18 protein-coding genes are annotated in these 18704 nt (G+C 47.0%); 6 read left to right on the top strand and 12 right to left on the bottom strand.

Annotated features, from left to right (window positions below):
* Positions 1-155: 155 nt before the first annotated feature.
* The 10 genes from ACED36_RS12785 to ACED36_RS12740 all read right to left on the bottom strand — a co-directional run bounded on the left by ACED36_RS12785 (position 156) and on the right by ACED36_RS12740 (position 8675).
* The gene (locus tag ACED36_RS12785) at positions 156-341 is read right to left on the bottom strand and encodes a Flp family type IVb pilin (protein WP_371733371.1); all 186 of its coding nucleotides are present in this window, start codon (positions 339-341) and stop codon (positions 156-158) included.
* 512 nt (positions 342-853) lie between these two features.
* Entirely contained in the window at positions 854-1354 is a 501-nt protein-coding gene (locus ACED36_RS12780) for a GNAT family N-acetyltransferase (RefSeq protein ID WP_017004530.1), read from the bottom strand.
* A gap of 74 nt (positions 1355-1428) precedes the next feature.
* Positions 1429-2349 carry a biotin-dependent carboxyltransferase family protein gene (locus tag ACED36_RS12775; RefSeq protein WP_016962402.1) on the bottom strand — a complete coding sequence of 307 codons (921 nt, stop codon included), beginning with the start codon at positions 2347-2349 and terminating at the stop codon, positions 1429-1431.
* Positions 2339-3034 carry a 5-oxoprolinase subunit PxpB gene (gene pxpB / locus ACED36_RS12770; protein ID WP_017004531.1) on the bottom strand — a complete coding sequence of 232 codons (696 nt, stop codon included), beginning with the start codon at positions 3032-3034 and terminating at the stop codon, positions 2339-2341. Before pxpB ends, ACED36_RS12775 begins: the two co-directional genes overlap by 11 nt.
* Positions 3021-3761: a 5-oxoprolinase subunit PxpA gene (locus ACED36_RS12765; RefSeq protein ID WP_017004532.1), complete on the bottom strand. Its 741-nt coding sequence runs from the start codon at positions 3759-3761 to the stop codon at positions 3021-3023. Before ACED36_RS12765 ends, pxpB begins: the two co-directional genes overlap by 14 nt.
* A gap of 78 nt (positions 3762-3839) precedes the next feature.
* Positions 3840-5150, bottom strand: a complete 1311-nt coding sequence (locus ACED36_RS12760) for a TRAP transporter large permease (RefSeq protein ID WP_371733370.1) — start codon at positions 5148-5150, stop codon at positions 3840-3842.
* The gene (locus ACED36_RS12755) at positions 5150-5686 is read right to left on the bottom strand and encodes a TRAP transporter small permease (RefSeq protein WP_016962398.1); all 537 of its coding nucleotides are present in this window, start codon (positions 5684-5686) and stop codon (positions 5150-5152) included. The genes ACED36_RS12760 and ACED36_RS12755 overlap by 1 nt, the downstream gene beginning before the upstream one ends.
* A 133-nt stretch (positions 5687-5819) precedes the next feature.
* Positions 5820-6800, bottom strand: a complete 981-nt coding sequence (locus ACED36_RS12750) for a TRAP transporter substrate-binding protein (protein WP_016962397.1) — start codon at positions 6798-6800, stop codon at positions 5820-5822.
* A 27-nt stretch (positions 6801-6827) separates the two neighbouring features.
* A complete protein-coding gene (locus tag ACED36_RS12745) occupies positions 6828-7655 on the bottom strand; it encodes a putative hydro-lyase (RefSeq protein ID WP_017005588.1) in 828 nt (275 codons plus the stop codon).
* A gap of 105 nt (positions 7656-7760) precedes the next feature.
* Entirely contained in the window at positions 7761-8675 is a 915-nt protein-coding gene (locus tag ACED36_RS12740) for a LysR family transcriptional regulator (RefSeq protein WP_016962395.1), read from the bottom strand.
* A gap of 491 nt (positions 8676-9166) precedes the next feature.
* Between ACED36_RS12740 and ACED36_RS12735 the strand changes: the two genes are divergently transcribed.
* The 6 genes from ACED36_RS12735 (at position 9167) to ACED36_RS12710 (ending at position 16907) form a co-directional block, all read left to right on the top strand.
* The gene (locus tag ACED36_RS12735) at positions 9167-9463 is read left to right on the top strand and encodes a PTS fructose transporter subunit IIB (protein WP_017003200.1); all 297 of its coding nucleotides are present in this window, start codon (positions 9167-9169) and stop codon (positions 9461-9463) included.
* 5 nt (positions 9464-9468) lie between these two features.
* Complete coding sequence (ptsP, locus tag ACED36_RS12730) at positions 9469-11949, top strand: phosphoenolpyruvate--protein phosphotransferase (protein WP_371733369.1); 2481 nt, start codon at positions 9469-9471, stop codon at positions 11947-11949.
* Between the two features lie 385 nt (positions 11950-12334).
* Positions 12335-13414 (top strand): CBASS cGAMP-activated phospholipase, encoded by a 1080-nt coding sequence (locus ACED36_RS12725; RefSeq protein ID WP_371733368.1) that lies wholly within the window; start codon positions 12335-12337, stop codon positions 13412-13414.
* Positions 13398-14711 carry a CBASS cGAMP synthase gene (locus ACED36_RS12720; protein ID WP_371733367.1) on the top strand — a complete coding sequence of 438 codons (1314 nt, stop codon included), beginning with the start codon at positions 13398-13400 and terminating at the stop codon, positions 14709-14711. The genes ACED36_RS12725 and ACED36_RS12720 overlap by 17 nt, the downstream gene beginning before the upstream one ends.
* Before the next feature lies 1 nt (position 14712).
* Positions 14713-16422: a ThiF family adenylyltransferase gene (locus ACED36_RS12715; RefSeq protein ID WP_371733366.1), complete on the top strand. Its 1710-nt coding sequence runs from the start codon at positions 14713-14715 to the stop codon at positions 16420-16422.
* Complete coding sequence (locus tag ACED36_RS12710; protein ID WP_371733365.1) at positions 16419-16907, top strand: Mov34/MPN/PAD-1 family protein; 489 nt, start codon at positions 16419-16421, stop codon at positions 16905-16907. Before ACED36_RS12715 ends, ACED36_RS12710 begins: the two co-directional genes overlap by 4 nt.
* Positions 16908-17076: 169 nt before the next feature.
* Here the strand turns inward: ACED36_RS12710 and ACED36_RS12705 are convergent, their stop codons facing one another.
* Positions 17077-17493: a hypothetical protein gene (locus ACED36_RS12705; RefSeq protein ID WP_371733364.1), complete on the bottom strand. Its 417-nt coding sequence runs from the start codon at positions 17491-17493 to the stop codon at positions 17077-17079.
* Positions 17494-17778: 285 nt separating this feature from the next.
* Entirely contained in the window at positions 17779-18606 is an 828-nt protein-coding gene (locus ACED36_RS12700) for an AraC family transcriptional regulator (protein WP_016961822.1), read from the bottom strand.
* Positions 18607-18704: the final 98 nt, after the last annotated feature.

The raw sequence follows: 18704 nt of genomic DNA, 5'->3' as shown, positions 1-18704 counted from the left end.
CGGCGTCATTTAAGTAAAGTCGTTGTTTCTAAACTCTGAAACAGGTTGGGCTTTTTGAGGATAGGCCGAACCTTTGGTTTTCCAGCAAGGCCATTCTCGCTATTCATGAAGAATGTTAACGATAAGAAGCGGTTTTTTGGGATATCAATCCGTGATCAAGAACCTGCGTTATTGATATTGGTTTGGATAGTCACAAATGCGGTCTTGAGTGCTTCGTGCAAGTCGCTATTTTGATTCAGTGCTGCCAACACGATAATTGACATCGCAACACCCAATATGGCGTATTCGACAGCGGTGACGCCAGATTCATTCTGGATATATTGCTTTGCAATTTTAAACATCAATTTGCATTCTCTCGTATATCGGTTCGACGTCTTTGACGCCTTGTATTTAAGCGATAAAGTTAACGTAACTTATTGCTTTTAAAGGTATACCCCCGCGGGAGAATATTCCAGCTTTAAGTTTTTGCAAGGTGAGGTTAAACATTGGCCAGGAATGGTTCAAATGTAGGTCTTTTGTTTTATATGTAATAAAAATAACGGCTGATTGATATTTATTGCTTGAAAGTTTAGGCAGCACAGCAGATCTGTATATGTGTTCTGTTTCTATGTGATTGATATTTTGCCAATAAACATTTTTGGAAGGTTGTTGCGATATTATGATGAGCATCACACTGGTACTTAAAATGATACCCAAGCAACCTCAAGTGGAACGATTCTGAAGCAATCGCTCACATTCAATTTAGGTCGCTGGAGGATAAAAGGCCGGAGTTACCAGCCTAGTCACTAATACTCGTTAAGCATTATTCACATATCGGATATTAAGCTGGCAAAGTGTGTTTACCCTCTTAATGTTAGAGAAACTTTTCCAGCATCACTTCATCGATATATTGGCCATTAATCTTGGCATGTTTCTTCGCTGTTCCGGCGACTTCAAATCCTTGCTTTAAGTAGGTTGTTAAAGCAGGTTCATTATCGCCACGGACTTGGGCGATCAGCTTTTCAAAACCACGGGCTTTTGCGGTTTCTAATGTCGCGGCGAAAAGTGCTGAAGACACGCCTTGCTGACGATAATTTTCTGCCACATAAGTCGTGATGATGCCGACATGGTCGAGTGCACGAGTGTAACTGGCGAAAGGCTCAACCGTTTGATAGCCAATGAGCGTTGACGACGTTTCATCTTCAGCGACAAGAAAAACCCCGTTCACGGGGAAATACTGAATGAAAAAACCTTGGTCAGACACAGAAAAAGTGGCGACGAGGATAGTGAACTGACCACCTTCAACGATAGGGTTAATGATTTCGGTGATGCCTTTTGCATCCGAAGATAGAACGTTTCTGATGATGAAATTCATGTTTGAAAGGCTTTAATTGAGCTTGGATTGGAAGGAAGCGTAGCGCATTCAACACTTGCTACGCCAATGAAATTTTACCCAAAAATCACGCGATTAAATAACCGCCGTTCGACTTCGGCATCAGCGACGTCCATGGGTGAAAAGCTCACGCTTTGTCCCGGACTGCGCTGCGAAAGCTGGCCTGCCCCCAAGCTGCTAAGACAACCAATTTTTGGGTAGCCGCCGATGGTCTGTCTGTCTTTCATCAAGACAATAGGTTGGCCATCATTGGGTATCTGAATCGCGCCAAACGCGATGCCCTCTGAAATGATGCCATCAAGGCGACTTTTGATGGGCGCACCCGACAGGCGATATCCCATTCTGTCGATGTTCTGGCTCACTTCATACGCACTGGTGAAAAAAGTCATCTGTTCATCGTGAGAAAACGATGCGTTTTGATAGGCGGGCATGACCCCAAGTTCTAATGGCGCATCGTAATGGGGAATCGTCCACTTTGGCGCGCGTTGATCGATCACGTTTACGTGCGGTGTGAAACGTAATACATCGCCTTGTTTGAGTGGTTCGCCATTGCCGTTAAGACCGCCGATTTTTTCGCGCTTTACGGTGGCGACACTGCCGAGCTTTTCTTCACATTCAAACCCGCCTTTCACGGCCAAATAAGCACGTAGTCCCTGTTTGGGTGTACCAAATTCGATGGTGTCGCCTTTTTTCACGGCGTAGGAACACCAACTTCGAACGGGTTTGTCGTTAATACGCGCTGACAAGTCTGCGCCTGTGATCGCAATGCAGGTCGCTGCATTTACGTTGAGCTGAAGCTGACCGAAGGTGATCTCCAACTGGTTAGTGCCAGGCGGGTTATTGAGTAGACGGTTAGCCCAGTAAAAAGCGTGTTCATCCATTGGACCACCCGTGGTGATCCCCAAGTGTTGAAAGCCTATACGGCCGCTGTCTTCAAGCAGGGTCAGTATACCCGGATTGACCACGTCAAAACTCATCTAGTACCCCTCCAAGTTGGATAAATGCATCTCTATCTATCGGGTGAAATTTCACGCGGTTACCCACATTCACGCGAGCGAGAGTTTCACTGTCCCAGTCGATCATGTTTAGCGGCGTTCGTCCTATGATCTGCCAGCCGCCCGGTGTACTACTGGGGTAAATAGCCGTTTGGTTGTCGGCAAGTCCCACACTTCCTGTCGGTACTTTCAGCCGTGGCGTCGATTTTCGTGGCATCACAATGGCGTCATCCACACTGCCGAGATAAGCAAAGCCGGGGCTAAAACCAATGGCATAGACGCGGTATTCCCGTTCACTGTGCAATTTGACGACTGCATCGGCAGTTAATCCGGTTTTGCTGCACACATCCGCCATGTCTAATGCGACGTCTTCACCGTAATAGACCGGGATTTCGACAATCACGTTGTCGCTGTCATTACTCACGGCCTCCGTATGGGTGGCTAAGGCCTGTTTGATGCGTTTGATGATGTCGAATCTGTCCGTTCGGCTGAGATCAAAGCTCACCAATATCGAGTGATAAGAGGGGATGATATCGGTGATTAAATTGCCAAGCGCATGTTGGATTTGAAAAATGGCATGGTTCACTTCTGCTGCCACAGCTTCATCAATCTTATCGCCTAAATACACAATCAATGTCTGTTCATTGACGGCCTCAATTCTTGCCATTTGCCCTCCATAGCCCCAATGCCTGAGCAACCGCAGACGCGTGAGGGCCATCGCCATGAATACAGAGTGTGTCAGCATCGACCTTGAGGGTTTTGCCGCTTAAGGTGGTGACAGTGCCCTGTTCGGTGATTTGTTGCACTTGTCGAAGAATCGCTTCTGCACTGCCATGCACCGCACCTTCAATGCGACGATCAACGAGAAAGCCTTCATCGTCATAGGCGCGGTCTGAAAAGGCTTCGAACAGCAGTTCAATGCCAATCTCTTCTGCCAGATTATTGATGGTGTCACGATGAGGAATGGCCATGACGACCAGGGGACAACCGGGCGCAGTATCTTTCACGGCGCGCATGACCGTGCGTAGTACTTTCATGTCTTTCATCATGGTGTTGTAGAGCGCACCATGGGGTTTCACGTAATCCACGATGGCACATTGCTGGCGACAAATACCCTTGAGTGCGCCTAGCTGGTAGCCCAACCATGCGTAAAGCTCTTCGTCGGTGCAATCAAACTTACGGCGACCAAATCCCAGTAAATCGGGATAACTCGGATGCGCACCAATCGACACGCCATGTTCGCGTGCGAGGGCAACAGTATTGCGCATGATCACGGGATCAGACGCGTGAAAGCCACAAGCAATACTCGCCATGTCGATGCAAGGCATGACTTCGGCGTCTTTGCCCATTGTCCATGCGCCAAAGCTTTCACCCATGTCGCAATTAAGTTTCATTTATGAACTCTCCTTGTTGTTCGCTGCTTTTTTTTATTGAAATGGCCTACCTTTTAGGCCATTTCTTTTTGTCAGCCGCTACCGTTGACTCATGGTGTTAGGCAAATAGGTCACAATTTCCGGGAACACCGAAATCAACACTAACCCTAATAAGATCAGCATAAAAAACGGAAAAGCAGCCCGTGCGACATACAGTATGTTTTTGCCGGTGAGTGCCTGAATAACAAACAAATTGAAACCAACGGGCGGGGTGATTTGCGACAGCTCCACCACCAGAACGATAAAGATACCAAACCAAAGCAGATCGATACCGGCTTGTTGCACCATCGGCATGACAACAGCGACCGTTAATACCACCACGGAAATGCCATCTAAAAAGCAGCCCAGCACCACAAATAAAATGGTGAGATAAAGCAGCAGCTCAAACGGGGATAACGACATGGCCGCAATCCATTCAGCCAATGCGCGTGGAATACCTAAAAAGCCCATTGCCAGCGTCAGAAAGTGTGCGCCAACTAAGATAAACCCGATCATACATGCGCTTTTCACTGCGCCTAGCAAGCTATCTATAAAGCTTTTTTTGGTGAGGGAGCCGGTTAATGCCGCTAACACCATGGCGCCAAATACACCCAGTGCTGCCGCTTCGGTTGGGGTGGTAAAACCGCCGTATATTGAGCCAAGTACAAAGCCGATCAAAATGACAATCGGTAGCAGTTTCTTTAGCGACTTAAAGCGAACAGACCAAGAAATATCTTCACTGGTGTGTTGCGGAACCCCATCTTTGTTAAACATGGCCCAGATGGTGGTGTAACCGACAAACAACAGCATCAACATGATGCCGGGCAGTGCGCCTGCGATAAACAAACGACCAATCGACACTTCTGCCGCTACGCCATACACAATCAAAATGATAGAAGGCGGGATAAGCAATCCCAACGTGCCTGAGCCGGCTAATGTGCCAATTGCCATGCGCTCGCTATAGCCTTGTGCTTTAAGCTCAGGCAGTGTCATGCGCCCAATGGTCGCTGCGGTGGCTGCCGATGAACCGGATACCGCCGCGAAAATGCCGCAACTCAGTACGTTCACGTGCAATAGTTTGCCAGGAAGCCCGCTTAGCCAAGGGGCAAGGCCTTTGAATAAGTCTTCAGATAATTTGGTTCTAAAGAGCAGTTCGCCCATCCAGATAAACATGGGCAGTGCCGTGAGCGACCAACTGGTGCTTGCCCCCCAACTTGATGACGCAAACAGCAGCCCGATTTGTTCGTTGCCTGTCATGTAAAGGCCAATCACGCCTACGCCGATCAGAGCGAGAGAAACCCAAAGCCCTGCCGCCAAAAATAACAGTAGGCTGAGTGCCAAAATAAACGATATTAGTGTCATGTCGGTCATTACACGCCCTCCTTGTCGTCGCCAAGGTCTAGGGTTACGTCTTCCCCTTCCAGCACCTTGTAATGGGGCGTAATGCCACGAATGTTGTCGATGAGGCTGTCCAGCACAGCGAGGTTAAACGCAATCATGCCAACAGCAAGCGGAACCTGAGGGATCCACAATGGAATAGGAATATAGCCGTGAGTCACTTCTTCGAAATCGTGTGACTCCCACACCATGTAGGTGCAGTAGTAACTGGCAAAGCACAGCAGTAGAAACGCTAAACCTAATACCAGCGTTTCGAGTGGACGCTGCCATGCGTCAGGCAAGCGTTGAATCGCTAGGTTGACGCGAATATGGCCGCCTTCGTGAAAGGTATAGGCCAACCCAAAGAAGGTGGAGGCTGCCAGTGCGTAACCGGAAAAGTCTTCTGCTGATGGCACGATAAAGCCAAGCAGACGACCGATGATTTGGGCAAGGATGATCATCATGATCAACACAATGAAGAAACCGGACAAGCCGCCCGACAGCATGTACAAGGCTTGCTTAAATCGCATAGTCTTAACCTTTTTTTAAACCGTCCTGATTGGCCTAACTGTCGCAAGTGCGCAGTTCTCGCCATGATTGGTTTGAACGCCCTCCCCAATCCGATCGGGGAGGGTGACTTATCGACTTATCTAGAGTGAGTGGTTACTGACCACGATAAGCTTTTAGAACGGGAGTCAGTGTTTCTGGCGATTCAGCTTCCCATTCACTGGTCATGGTGACGCCAATAGCTTGTAGTTCGTTGAGAAGTTGCTCAGAAGGTTGTGAAACCTCAATGCCGTTGTCAGCCAATGTTTTGGTGTCTTTGGCTTCTTGAGCGGTCACTTCGCTCCAACCACGTGCTTCAGCTGCTGCGGCAGCATCCAACATTGCTTGTTGGGTTTTCTTGTCCAAACGTTTGAACGCACGTTTGTTCACGACCACGACGTTTTTCGGGATCCATGCCTTGATTTCATTGAAGTGGCTCAGGTAATCCCAAGCTTGACCATTAGCGCCAGTAGATGGCGACGTGATCATCGCATCAATGATGCCAGTGCTGAATGCTTGAGGGATATCAGGCACTTGCACTGTAGTTGGGGTGGTGTTCATCAGATCAGCCAAACGAGATGTCGACGGGCTGTAGGCGCGCATCTTGGTGCCTTGAATATCTGCTAGCGAGTTCACCGGCTTCTTGGAATACAAGCTTTGCGCAGGCCATGGGACGGTGTATAGCAACATCATGCCTTCTTTATTGAGCTGTTTTTCAATCTCAGGCTTTGACGCTTCCCAAAGGGCTTGTGCTTGTTCGTAATCGGTGGCGAGGAAAGGAATGTTGTCATGTTTAAAAATGGGGTGAGTATTACCCATGATGCCAATGAACACTTCGCCAAGCTGAACCTGACCCGTACGCACTGCGCGAGGGATTTCAGGGTGCTTCATTAACGATGCGCCGGAGTGAACTTTGATGTCCAGATCACCGCCCGTTGCTTCGTTGATTTGTTCGGCGAAGCCATAAGCAATTTTTGTTGGCAAGTTGGCGTCGCCATACGGAGTTGGCATGTGCCATTGAGCCGCAAATGTTGAAGGCATCATTAATGCCGAGAAAGATACCACCGCAGCGGGTAGCAGGGTTTTCAATAACTTCATTGGAAGTCTCCTTTTCACTTGTGTTCGTTAAAGAATGGAAAGCTGATCATTGCTCACATCGGTCACTAACATCTTCCCTGGTGAATGTGTGATAGCAATGGGTGGACAGGCGTTGGCAATGGCCAATTGCGGTGTGACACCACACGCCCAAAATACGGGGATCTCGTCATCATTAATCGGCACGGGATCGCCAAAATCTGGCTTGGACAGGTCTTTAATGCCAATCATCTCTGGATAACCAAGGTGAATGGGTGCGCCATGGGATTTCGGATAGCGCGTGGTAATTTGCACGGCGCGGATGGCATCTGCTGGCTTAAACGGGCGCATGGAAACCACCATGTCACCACTAAAGTATTGGCTTGGGTTGGTGGCTATGTTGGTGCGGTACATAGAGACATTGGCATTGCAATCTATGTTGCGTAGCGACAGTCCCGCACGCATGAGCGAGTCTTCAAATGAAAATGAACAGCCCAATACGAAAGTCACCAAGTCAGTGCGCCACAAATCAGTAATATCGGATGTCTCTTCGGACAATTCACCGTGACGGAACACGCGGTATTCAGGCACGTCAGTGCGAATATCAATGTCTTCGCCTAAGGCATCAAGAATAGGTTTGCCGGGTGCGGAGACAGCAAGAAGGGGGCATGCAATAGGGTTTTGTTGACAGAACAGCAGAAAGTCATCCGCCCAACTCTTAGGCAGTATTACCACATTGCCTTGTGCTAGGCCGGGTGCGAACCCGCTGGTGGGGCCTTTAAACTTTCCGACTCTTGCAAGTTGGCGTAATTCGCGTGCTTGAGTGAGTGCTGCTTCGTGATGATTAGTCACGATAGACGTATTCTGTCCGGCGATCATTGAGGCTGTCATCCTTATACCTACATGTTAATCGTGTTAACTAAATGTTGCAGGTTGATGTCATTTCGTCCAATTATAGTTTTTTACCTTTTCTGATAAATAAAATTAATCGCTGGCCATGGGATAAGCGTGTGAGTGTGTATGAACCGCCGCCACTTCCATCGCCAATTTAGCCGCCTCTTCTGCTGCCCCATTGAAGGGGGCGCGAAGATAAGACGCTGTAAAGCCAAGCGGGGAAGGTGTCCAATCGCAGTTCACCGTGCGTAATCGTCCATTTTCAATTTCTGGTTCGGCAATCTTTGCTGGAAGGGTGGCGATACCTAGCCCATCTACCGTCATCCGTAAACAAGCTGACAAAGAACTCGACGTGAAAAAGCGCATATTGACGGCATCAGCTTGGTTGAATTGCTGTTTGATCTCACTAAATGGTTGGGTGTTGCGGGCGTAAGTGATCACGGGCCAAGGGGCTAGCTCTTCTATGGTCAATTTTCGTTCGGGTAGATTGAGAGACGGACTACCCACCCACACCAGAGGGTAACGACACAGCGGCAAGTTAGTCACAGAAGGCTCTGAAAGTGGCCCCATTAAAAATGCCAGATCGAGAGTTCTGTCCAGTAAATCGTGTCGAAGATTGGCGGTGACATCGACCGTGATATCAATATCCAATCGAGGAAATCGATCGTTAAAGCTGCGCAAGAATTCCGTAAGCCAGGTGTGAACCACGGTTTCTGAAATGCCAAGTCGTAACGTTCCCGTAAACAGTGAGGTATTCTCGGCGCGCTTTTGGAATTGCTCTGCAGACATCAGCATTTTCTCTGCAAAAGGCAACAATTCGCGTCCTTTTGTCGTGAGGGAAATGGGCGATGCATCACGGTCGAACAGCGTAACGCCCAACTCTTTTTCTAAACTGGCGATACGAGAAGAAATAGCAGGTTGCGTGGTGAACTGCTGGTCGGCAGCTTTTCGGAAACTACGGAGAGTGGCGACAATAACAAAGGTTTCTATTCGTTTCAGGTTCATAGTGACTGCTGGTTACTGTGAGTTATTGAAAAGATAGACTTTGATTTGCCAACCCATTGATCACAAGTAACACCGTATGGCATACATCACAGAGAAATCTTGTTAAGGCGGTTTTGGCGTCCTTAAATGCCCTGAATCTGTGAACTGGGTCTCGCGATACACTTCGCCTCCAAAATGGTCATTCCGGTTTTCATCCTATCGAAAGCAATATTTTCTTTTTTGGTCGGTTATCGTCCAATTTCCCGTGAAAATATTTGCTCACTTTGTGCTCACGCAGTTAGCGATGAACGAGATTTAATAGAGCGTCTCGTTTTCGAGATGTGCATATTTTTAGCCGCTGACTTGCACCCCTTTCTAATCACGACGGTGACCCATTTCACACATTGATTTTCATGCGCGTTTTGTCCAGTAAATGATAGATATTTCATCTATTTGTCCAGCACGCTAAGGCATAGCATCAAGCTGTCTGGATTAAACGATAAGTAGTGCTCATGAAAGTAGTTGCGATTACTGCCTGCCACACCGGCATTGCCCACTGTTACATGGCGGCTGACCGTCTTGTTGACGCTGCGCGCATCCTGAACATTCAAATAAAAGTCGAAACGCAGGGCGCGATGGGTATCGAAAACAAAATATCTAAACGCGAGTTTGATGCTGCGGATCACATCGTGTTAGCGACCGAAATTAGCCCTGCTGAAAGCGACCGATACCACGGAAAACCCGTTTGTCAGGTCTCGGTTCAAGACGCTATCAATCACTCCATTGCCTTATTGAAAAAATTTAAGTGAACCCAATGAAATTAGAACTCGCGTTTACCTGTGAACTCCCAAATGGCATTCATGCCCGCCCTGCAAACCACCTCGAAGCGGCCTGTCGCGCGTTTAGCAGTCAAATTACACTTCACAATCTTCGCAATGACAATCAAGCGTCAGCGAAGAGCGTATTGTCGTTGGTTGGTACTGATACGCTACTTAATGATGCGTGTTTGCTTATCATCGAAGGTGATGATGCTGAACAAGCGCATGACACACTGACGGCTTACCTTCACAACGAATTCCCACATTGCGATGAAGAGTTGGTAGTGATGGATGAGGGCGACGTGACACTGCCACAATCGCTGATGAATCATAACCCAACCCTTATCCGCGCGAAGCGCCTGTCTGCAGGTATCGCAAAGGGTAAACTGATCCGTTACAACGACATCGAACTGTCCGTGTTCGAGCAAGAAACCGCATCGCTCAACTTTGAACAAGCGAAGCAGCAAGTCACTGAAACTCTGATTAATAAAGCCGAATTGGCGAGCGGCCAAGAAAAGGAAATCATCAAAGCGCATTTGGGGATCTTGAACGATGACACCCTGAATGAAAAAGTGTCGGGTTTTGTGGCGAGCGGGGAGTCGCTGGCGAAAGCAGTTCTTCTGACCGTAGCTGCGATTACTGAAACCTTGATGCAATCGTCTTCTGCATACCTAAAAGAGCGTGTGCTAGACATCAAAGACATCGCGTTGCAATTGCTGATGACCGCACATCCACATGTTCAAGTCTCTACCGATTTCACGCTGACTGAACTGTCAATCGTGATCGCCAACGATCTAACCCCGAGCCAATTTCTCGGCCTAGATCGTGACTATTTGCAAGGGCTGATCCTCACCCAAGCGGGTTCTACCTCACACACCGTCATTCTGGCGCGTGCGTTCAACATTCCTGCAGTATCTGGCGTTGAAATCGACGCGTGTACGAAACACGAAGGCGAAACGCTGTTCGTGGATGGCGGGCTAGGCATCGTGGCACTTACCCCATCTGAAGCAGTTTCAACTTACTTCGAGCGTGCAATGTGGATTGCTGAGCAAGTCAAAGCGTCTGAAAGCGAATACCTAAACCTGCAAGCGCAAACCAAAGACGGCCACAAGATTGAAATCGCGGCAAACATCGCCTGTACCGTAGAAGCGGAATCGGCGTTTGCGAAAGGCGCGGAAGGTATTGGTCTGTTCCGCACAGAAATGCTGTTCATGGACCGCAGCACTGCCCCTGATGAGCAAGAACAATTCGATGCCTATAAGCAAGTGCTGGAAGCGGCTGGCGACAAAGCGGTGATTATCCGCACCATGGATATCGGTGGTGACAAGCCGCTGGATTACTTGAACCTGCCGCACGAGCACAACCCATTCTTGGGTTACCGCGCGGTGCGTATTTATCCGCAATTCCTAGCGTTGTTCCACACCCAAATTCGCGCCATTTTGCATGCCGCGAAATACGGTCACGCCAAAGTAATGATCCCGATGATTCAAAGCATCGAAGAAATCCGTTGGGTGAAAGAACAAATTGCCATTGTGAAAGCGCAGCTTGATGCCGAAAACGTGGTGTACGGCGAATTTGAGCTGGGCATCATGGTCGAAATCCCATCCGTGGCATTCATCATGGATCAGTTCTGCAAAGAAGTGGATTTCTTCAGCATTGGCTCAAACGACATGACCCAATACCTGTTGGCGGTTGACCGTGATAACGACAATGTCGCCAAGTTATATAACAGCCTTGCACCGTCATTCTTACGCTTGCTAGAGGCCGTCGTTAAAGGCGCACATGAGCACGGTAAATGGGTTGGCTTGTGCGGTGAATTGGGCGCAAACAAAAAAGTATTGCCACTGCTGGTCGGTGCTGGGTTGGACGAACTGAGCATGGCTGCACCAAGCATTGCGTCAACGAAGGCACAACTTCGTCAACTAGACAGCAAGCTTTGCCGCGAACTGTTCGTGCAAGCCTGTAATTGCGCGACGATTGCAGACGTTGAAGCTCTGCTTGAAGCGTTCGCCCAATCGCAAGAAGGCAAGCCACTGCTTGATGTGGAATGTGTGCTGCTAGATTGCGATTTCAACAGCAAAGAAGAAGCGATTCAAACGCTGGTGGGCAACCTAGGTGTACGTGGTCGTACTCACTTGGTCAACGAGCTAGAAGCCGATATCTGGGCACGTGAATCCGTGTTCACCACGGGCCTTGGCAATGGTTTTGCGATTCCACACACCAAATCAGACAACATTGCGCATTCGTCTATCTCTATCGCTCGCTTGAACAAGCCTGTGATTTGGAGCGATGACGAAGATGGCGCGGTCGAATTTGTCATCATGCTGACGCTCAATAAAAACCAAGGCGACCAGCACATGCGTATTTTCTCTGGCCTAGCACGCAAACTGATTCATGCCACATTCAGAGACACCCTCAAAACAATGACAACAGAAGACGAGATGATCACCTTCCTAAAATCTGAATTAGCACTTTAAGACATCACCATAAGAAAAGCGTCACTCACGTCTATTGCCGCTCCTACGAGCGGCTTTTTTGTGAGAATGCGTTTGATGCAGAATCGCTTGGTGATCACAGGTTTAGAATGACCGCCATAAAACGTTTTTGGACAGAAATGCGTTAGATCTTTCGCTCTAATAGTAAGTTTTCGGATAAGTTCAGATATTGAAAATGCTATATGTGCGCTAAGTAAAAAAAACATGTGAAAGTGGCAAGATTAGACCAGCAACCATAGTTTTTCGTGGATAAATCGCAAAAATAGTCGCCAAATTTTAAATACAAATAATTTCTTTTAATCCTCTTTTTTTTCAGTTATTTGCCCCAATATATACAGCGGTAAATAACTTAAAATAAAGAGAAAAGATGAAAAAAGATCAACAATTGAAGTTACGCATCCTGTCACTAAATGGTGGAGGCGTTCGTGGCCTATATACGATTTCTGTTCTGGCTGAGTTCGAGCGTATTTTGGCTAAAGGTGACGAAAGTTACTCTATAGCTGAGCACTTCGACTTGATTGCGGGAACTTCTATTGGTGGTTTGCTGGCGTTAGGTCTAGCCGACGGTAAGACTGCTCGTGAACTTGAATCGAAGATGCGAGAACACGCTTCAACGATTTTCCCAGCTCGTGAAAATCTGCCGAAGTTTCTATGGAAAGCATGGAAAGGTTGTCGAGCAGTATTTGGGCATCGTTATAACGGTGAAAATATCAGTAAAGCCGTAGCGGATATTGTTGGTGAAAATCGTAAAATTCGCCACTTGCAGCGCCGAATCTTGGTCCCAACGGTCAATGTTACGACTGGTAAGCCTCTTTTTGTGAAAACCTGCCATAACCCAAGATTTACTCGAGATGATCGACTTCATCTAGTTGATGTCGCGCGTGCTACTTCTGCCGCGCCAACCTATTTTAAACCCCATTATATACAAGAGCTTAATGCCTATTTCGTTGACGGAGGACTAGTGGCCAACAACCCAAGCTATGTTGCTTACCATGAGGCAGTTACTGATCTTAAGGAAGAGTTTAATATCCAATCGGAAGATCAAATTTACGTGCTTAACGTTGGAACGATGGCCAGTGAGTTCTGCATAAACCCAGAATTAATAAAAAGCTGGATACCGGGATATTTTCGCCTTTGGGGGCTGGGTAGCACTCTCGTAGAGACCGTTATGAATGGCAATCAGTGGATGCACCACTTTATGACCGCTAGAGCGTTGTCGAAAGACAACCATGTAATGCTGGATGATGTGGTACCAGACCAGCAAGCCAGTATCATTACCCTAGATAATTCTCGACCAGAAGCCTTAGATGTCCTTGCCGCTCGCGGTAAGCAAAAAGCGACCGAAGCTATAGCCGACGTTAGTTTGAATCTACAAGAAAAATTCTTTAGTAATAAAGCGCCCAAATTCGTTCATCCGGAGGATAAAAATCATGCCAATCCAGCATAAATGGAGCATTCACCGTTACCTAAGTGACGGTCACGAAGGACTGTTGTCGAAGTTAGAGCTGTCAAATAGTCAGATTTCATTCTTGAAGGGTTTACGTAAGCAAGCTAGAACTCAAATCCGCAATGTTTTTTCGGAGGCGCAAGATATATTCCGCGATGCTAAGAAATTATCGCCTGATGAGCACACTCAAATCTATTTACGCCAGCAAATTAAAGCAAAACGAAGCTTTGACCATGTTAGTGATGATATGTTGGCAGCGCTGGTAAAACTGGCTTCTAATCTTGATGACGAACAGCGTCGTGCGTTTTTAAAGATTCGTCCGAAATTTTGGACTCAAGGGAGCTTTCAATACAAAACACTTAATGTGCCGTATCGTAAGCCACCGCAAGAAATGGATATCGACGATGGCGTCTATTTTCCTATGCAAATGTTCGAAGATGCACCAGCGTTAGCGCATAAACTAATGATTGCACTTGTTGACACCGCCCTGCAGTCGCTGGCGGCTGAGAATGACGGTTGGGTATTCGACAATACTAAACCAACTTGTGCGCGAATTCATATTGCAGATCAAAACGTTCATTTAGATGTACCTATGTACGCTATTCCCGAAGAGAAGTTCGTCCTGATGAAAGAGAGTTTGGATGCACGGGGGAGTAATGAATCATTTGCGGATAGTAACGAATTCTGGTTATCAGATGAAACTCGGTTAGATCCTAACTCTGTTCACTTAGCTCGTCGAGATAGTGAAAAGTGGCAGAAGTCAGACCCACAAGTAGTTCAAAAATGGTTTACGGAGTCTGTAAATGACGTTGGTGAGCACCTACGTTTGTCTTGCCGGTTTTTAAAAGGATGGCGCGACGTTACGTGGGAAAATGGTGGTGGTCCATCTTCAATTGCTTTGATGAAGTGTGCCGTAGATACCCTTGGTCAATCGCCTCTTGACGGCAAAGACCTTGGGTTGGCGATCAATGCAGTGGCAAGTAACCTTGCTAAACAGTTCAACGCTGGTGTCGAAAGCCCTGATCCATCTGATGAGCGGCCTTTGTTCCCAGATAGTAGCCAACACAACGAGAAACAGCGCAACATGGTAGAAGCAGCATTAAAGTTGGAATTGTTTCTTCATGCCGCGATGACAGCCCAAACTCGAGAAGATGCGTCTAGATACTTGAGCCACGTCTTCGGAGAGCGCGGGATTAGTACTACGCTGCTAAATTCTACTTTTGCTGCTCCTGTCTATGCAACGCCAGCAGACAAAAGTATACCTGCCGAAATCGAAAAAACAATGACGAGTGGCTAACTTGAAGTTTAGAAGCTATTTGTTACGAGCGGGCTTTGAGTGGTTACAGCCGCCAGCCCGCCAGCTGCCTGAGAGATTTAGGGCGCATAAAGGAACTAAGTTCGTTAAGCGCTATGTAACCCATTTAGGTGACTTTAAAGTTTTGCTGATCCGTACTCAACAAGATCTCACAAAGTTACCCCTCACATTTATACTAGAAAAACCAGTTCAGTTTAAGGAGGTTGCACTACCTCATATTAGCAATAATGGCTTCCTATGCTTTGCAGATAACGATCAGAGTCAATGGAATCCACTAGATGGTGCAAGCTTTGCTGCGGCTATCGATAACAGTATCACTAAAACGTTAAATGTTGCTGTTGATAACTATGCTAATCCAGAAGAATACCGAAACGAGTTCTCCAATTATTGGGAAGGACATTGCAGAGCATTTAGTTTCGAAGCGTTGCCGACTGAGAATAAGATCATTAAATACTGTTCACTTAAGGTTAAAACAGGCCGTGATGTTGAAGAGACGACCGAATTTGTTGTCTATACAGAGCCAGATGAACGCAGACGTTGGTTGGAGTTGCGGGGTGAAAATTCCACTTCGGAAGATGCTTCAGCTATTGTTGTAACGGTTAAGCGAAATAACTGGGCTCCGACTACTGTTTGGCCACCACTTAGCTTCGCTGATGTAATCGACTGGTTAGCTAAAGCAGACCGCAGTGCCCACGATAATCTTATATTCCAGCTAGTGAAATTATCGGCTAAACGAACGGTGGTTATTCTACAAATAATTGGAGAAGGCCAGATTGGTTTCAAACTGACGTTTAGTTCCCAGTACCAGAAATTGTTTCAATCATGGAGTCATCGTAAGAAACGGTCTGTTCGTTCGATGATTGCGCCTATCCGTAGTTCTAAGGCGGTTGAGTTTTTTGCTCGACTTAGTATTGAAGTCATTGATCGCAATGCGGTATTTCTAAGAAATCGACCTAAACCAGAGATAGGTGATATACGCAACAAACGTATCGCGCTAATCGGTTGCGGAACTATTGGTGGTTATGTAGCCGAATATTTGGTTAAGGCTGGAGCTGGAGTTGGATCTGAAGGCAGTCTAACGCTGTATGACTCAGATAGATTGAGCATTGGTAACCTAGGTCGCCATCGTCTACCTGCTAGTTTCGTTGATTGGAATAAAGCGGATGGACTAGCGAAATTAATCGAGGATGATGCGTTACACCCAGTGTCGGTTTACGTTAAGAAGGAAGATTTTGAGATTTTCCCAGAAAATCTTAAAGAATATGACGTGGTAGTAGATGCAACTGGACGCGTACCTGTGAGTTTAGCCCTTGCTGGTGCCGTTAGAGAAATTAAGTCGAATCCGCCGACTATTATCCATGGTTTGAACCATCGCTGGGGTCAAGAGTCAATTGCGTTTATCGACAACGGCAAGGCTTGCTATGGTTGTCTAGATAAATTGGTAAATGCTGAAGTCGGCCAGCCAGACTTTGATACTTCTCGATATTCGTGTGGGAGCACTTATACCCCCTACGACGCAAATGTCAGCGTGATTTCTGCTGCTTTGGTGGTTGAAGCTGTATTGAATACATTAGAACCGAAACACAAGTGGACTTATACCAAGATAACGAGTGAAAAAACAAAGTCCCAGAAGCGATTAATTCTCGAACCATGGACTGATTGTAAAGTTTGCGGCAGAGGGAAAGTTCGTTGAGTCAGTGTGATATTGAATTAGTTTACGAGGTAGAAGGTTCTAACGGTACGCGTTTCGTAGTAATTGAGCCTCTCGCAATTAACGCTATGCGCTCTTTACGTCAAATTAGCCCTACAGCCTTCGAAGCGGGTGGAGTGTTGATTGGCGAACGAAGAGGGGAAAGTTTTGTAGTTAAAGAAATAACTATTCCCTCGCCTGAAGACCGTGCTTCGCGCTTTCATTTCATTCGGCAGTGTTCCCATCACCAATTAGCGATTGTTGGAGTTAACCGACGTTCTGGCGGAACTAGTAACTATCTAGGCGAGTGGCATACTCATCCTCAAGATCAGCCTTACCCTTCAAGTATCGACTTCAAAAACTGGAGATCGAGTTTGCGTGACCAAAAACCTTGCCTAGTGGCAGTTGTTGGGCGCGGAGGAGATTGGTGGGCGCTTCACGAAAATGGGAAATTTCATAACTTGGTCTCTTTGAGCACATTTTCATGATGCTCTGATAAAACTGTATCCTGTGACGTGCCTGAGATATTTGTACAACTGCTTTGGCATCTATTACCAAGTGCCGACTATAGCAACATGTCGACTAAATAATGGACAAAACCGATTTAATTCTCATGAAAAAGCGGAGGATCCCCCTCCGTTTACGCCAAGTTTTCTATTATTCTGGCACTACGGCTGCCTGACTGCCCACCTTCACCACTTTTCCACGGTGTTGCTCGGTATAGCGTTGTGCCTCCGAAACAGACGAGAACCACTGAACCAAGTAACCAGCATCTAGCCGTTCGGTGCTATAGGGGAGAAGTGTACCTTTCGGAGCCGTTGAAACGATTTTCTTAAAGTCCGCCCAACAGCTCTGTCCATTCTCGGCTGCCAACATATGAAGTAGATGCTTGCGTTGAATAGTGGCGGAGTGACGCTTGAGTTCTGGCAAGGTGATATTGGTGAATATTTTAGATTCAAGCAAACGCCTAAGCACGGGCAGAGATTGTGCCAGTGAATCAGATTGAGCGGCTTTTTGTAGAAACTTGGCTTCGCGAAGCCACAGTTGAAGATCGGGATTGTTTTGATGACGCATATCGTCCTCCTTGTATACAACCTACTCGCTATGGGTTGTGGGATGATATGTGAGTGAAATGCTGATTAACTCTGGTTTATGCGTTGGTACGATTGCTTTGGCGAGGTAGGCTTCCAACTAACCTAAATCAAGAGTACTACCGCAACATTCATTTATCAACCGTCGTCAATGATTCGGTAATTGGTTTAGCATCAATGCATTAGGAAACCACATTAGACTCCTCGCTGATAAAGCTAAATCTGGGAGGGGTAGCCATCTCTGACTTCTGACTGCTAACCTCGGGCCTCAAACCGCCCCTAATCGATACCCACTTGGTGTCTTACCTGTTTTGTTCTTAAACACGCGGCAGAAATAGTTCGTGTCTTTGAACCCGCAGCGATGAGCAATTTCTTCTAGTTTAAAGTTGTATTTTTTCAGCATGAATTTGGCACGGTCAAGGCGAACATAGGTCACGTAGTCAGCGTATTTCACCGAGCCTTCTTGGTTAAACAAACGTGAAACATGGGCGGACGACACACCAAATCGGTTGGCGACGGAAACACGGGTAATGTCCTTGTGGAAGTTCTCTTGCACGTAAATACACATGCTGCGGTAAAGCTTTTCACTGCGGCTGATTTTGCTTTGAACGGGGTTGTCTAGCAATTCGAGACAATACAGAATCAGCGCATTGGCGAGGTGTTCTCCCATTACGTTCGAGCGGCTTTTATCACTCATGCAGTTGAGAGCGTCCAGCACATGTTCCAAGGCCATGGATGATGGCAGTGAAAGCGCGTGCTTTTGCACGTCCACAAACCCTCCCTCTGTTGTGTACTGCACAAAACTGAACCCAACCTGATGTTTGCCAAACAGAACAGAAACCATTTTGCATGGCTTCTCCCACGTCGGCTTGCTCCAGGCATTGGAAGGGATGTAAACCATCTCTCCTTGTTTCAGCGTTAGCTGGCTACAGCCATCTTTGGCATCCACAATCAGGTCGTATTCTCCCTCAAGAATAATTTCAAGGCGGTTGAAATTGACTTGATATGCGCCTTCCGGTGGCGTGCTCTCGTTGCTGCAAATGGCGACAAGCTTTCCGTTAAAATGGGTGAGTGATTCAGTAATGTTGATGTGCATGGCGATTTATCTTTTATTGAATACGAATGCGTAAAGCGATGTAAGAAGGTAGGTAAATAAGTGGAGCTTTACGGATGGTAAAAACGAAGAAGGCGGAG

It is taken from the genome of Enterovibrio sp. FF113 (assembly GCF_041439165.1).
GTDB classification, from domain to species: Bacteria; Pseudomonadota; Gammaproteobacteria; order Enterobacterales; family Vibrionaceae; genus Enterovibrio; species Enterovibrio norvegicus_A.
The sequence above is the reverse complement of the archived record's forward strand: the minus strand, read 5'-3'. Positions and strand labels throughout refer to the sequence as shown.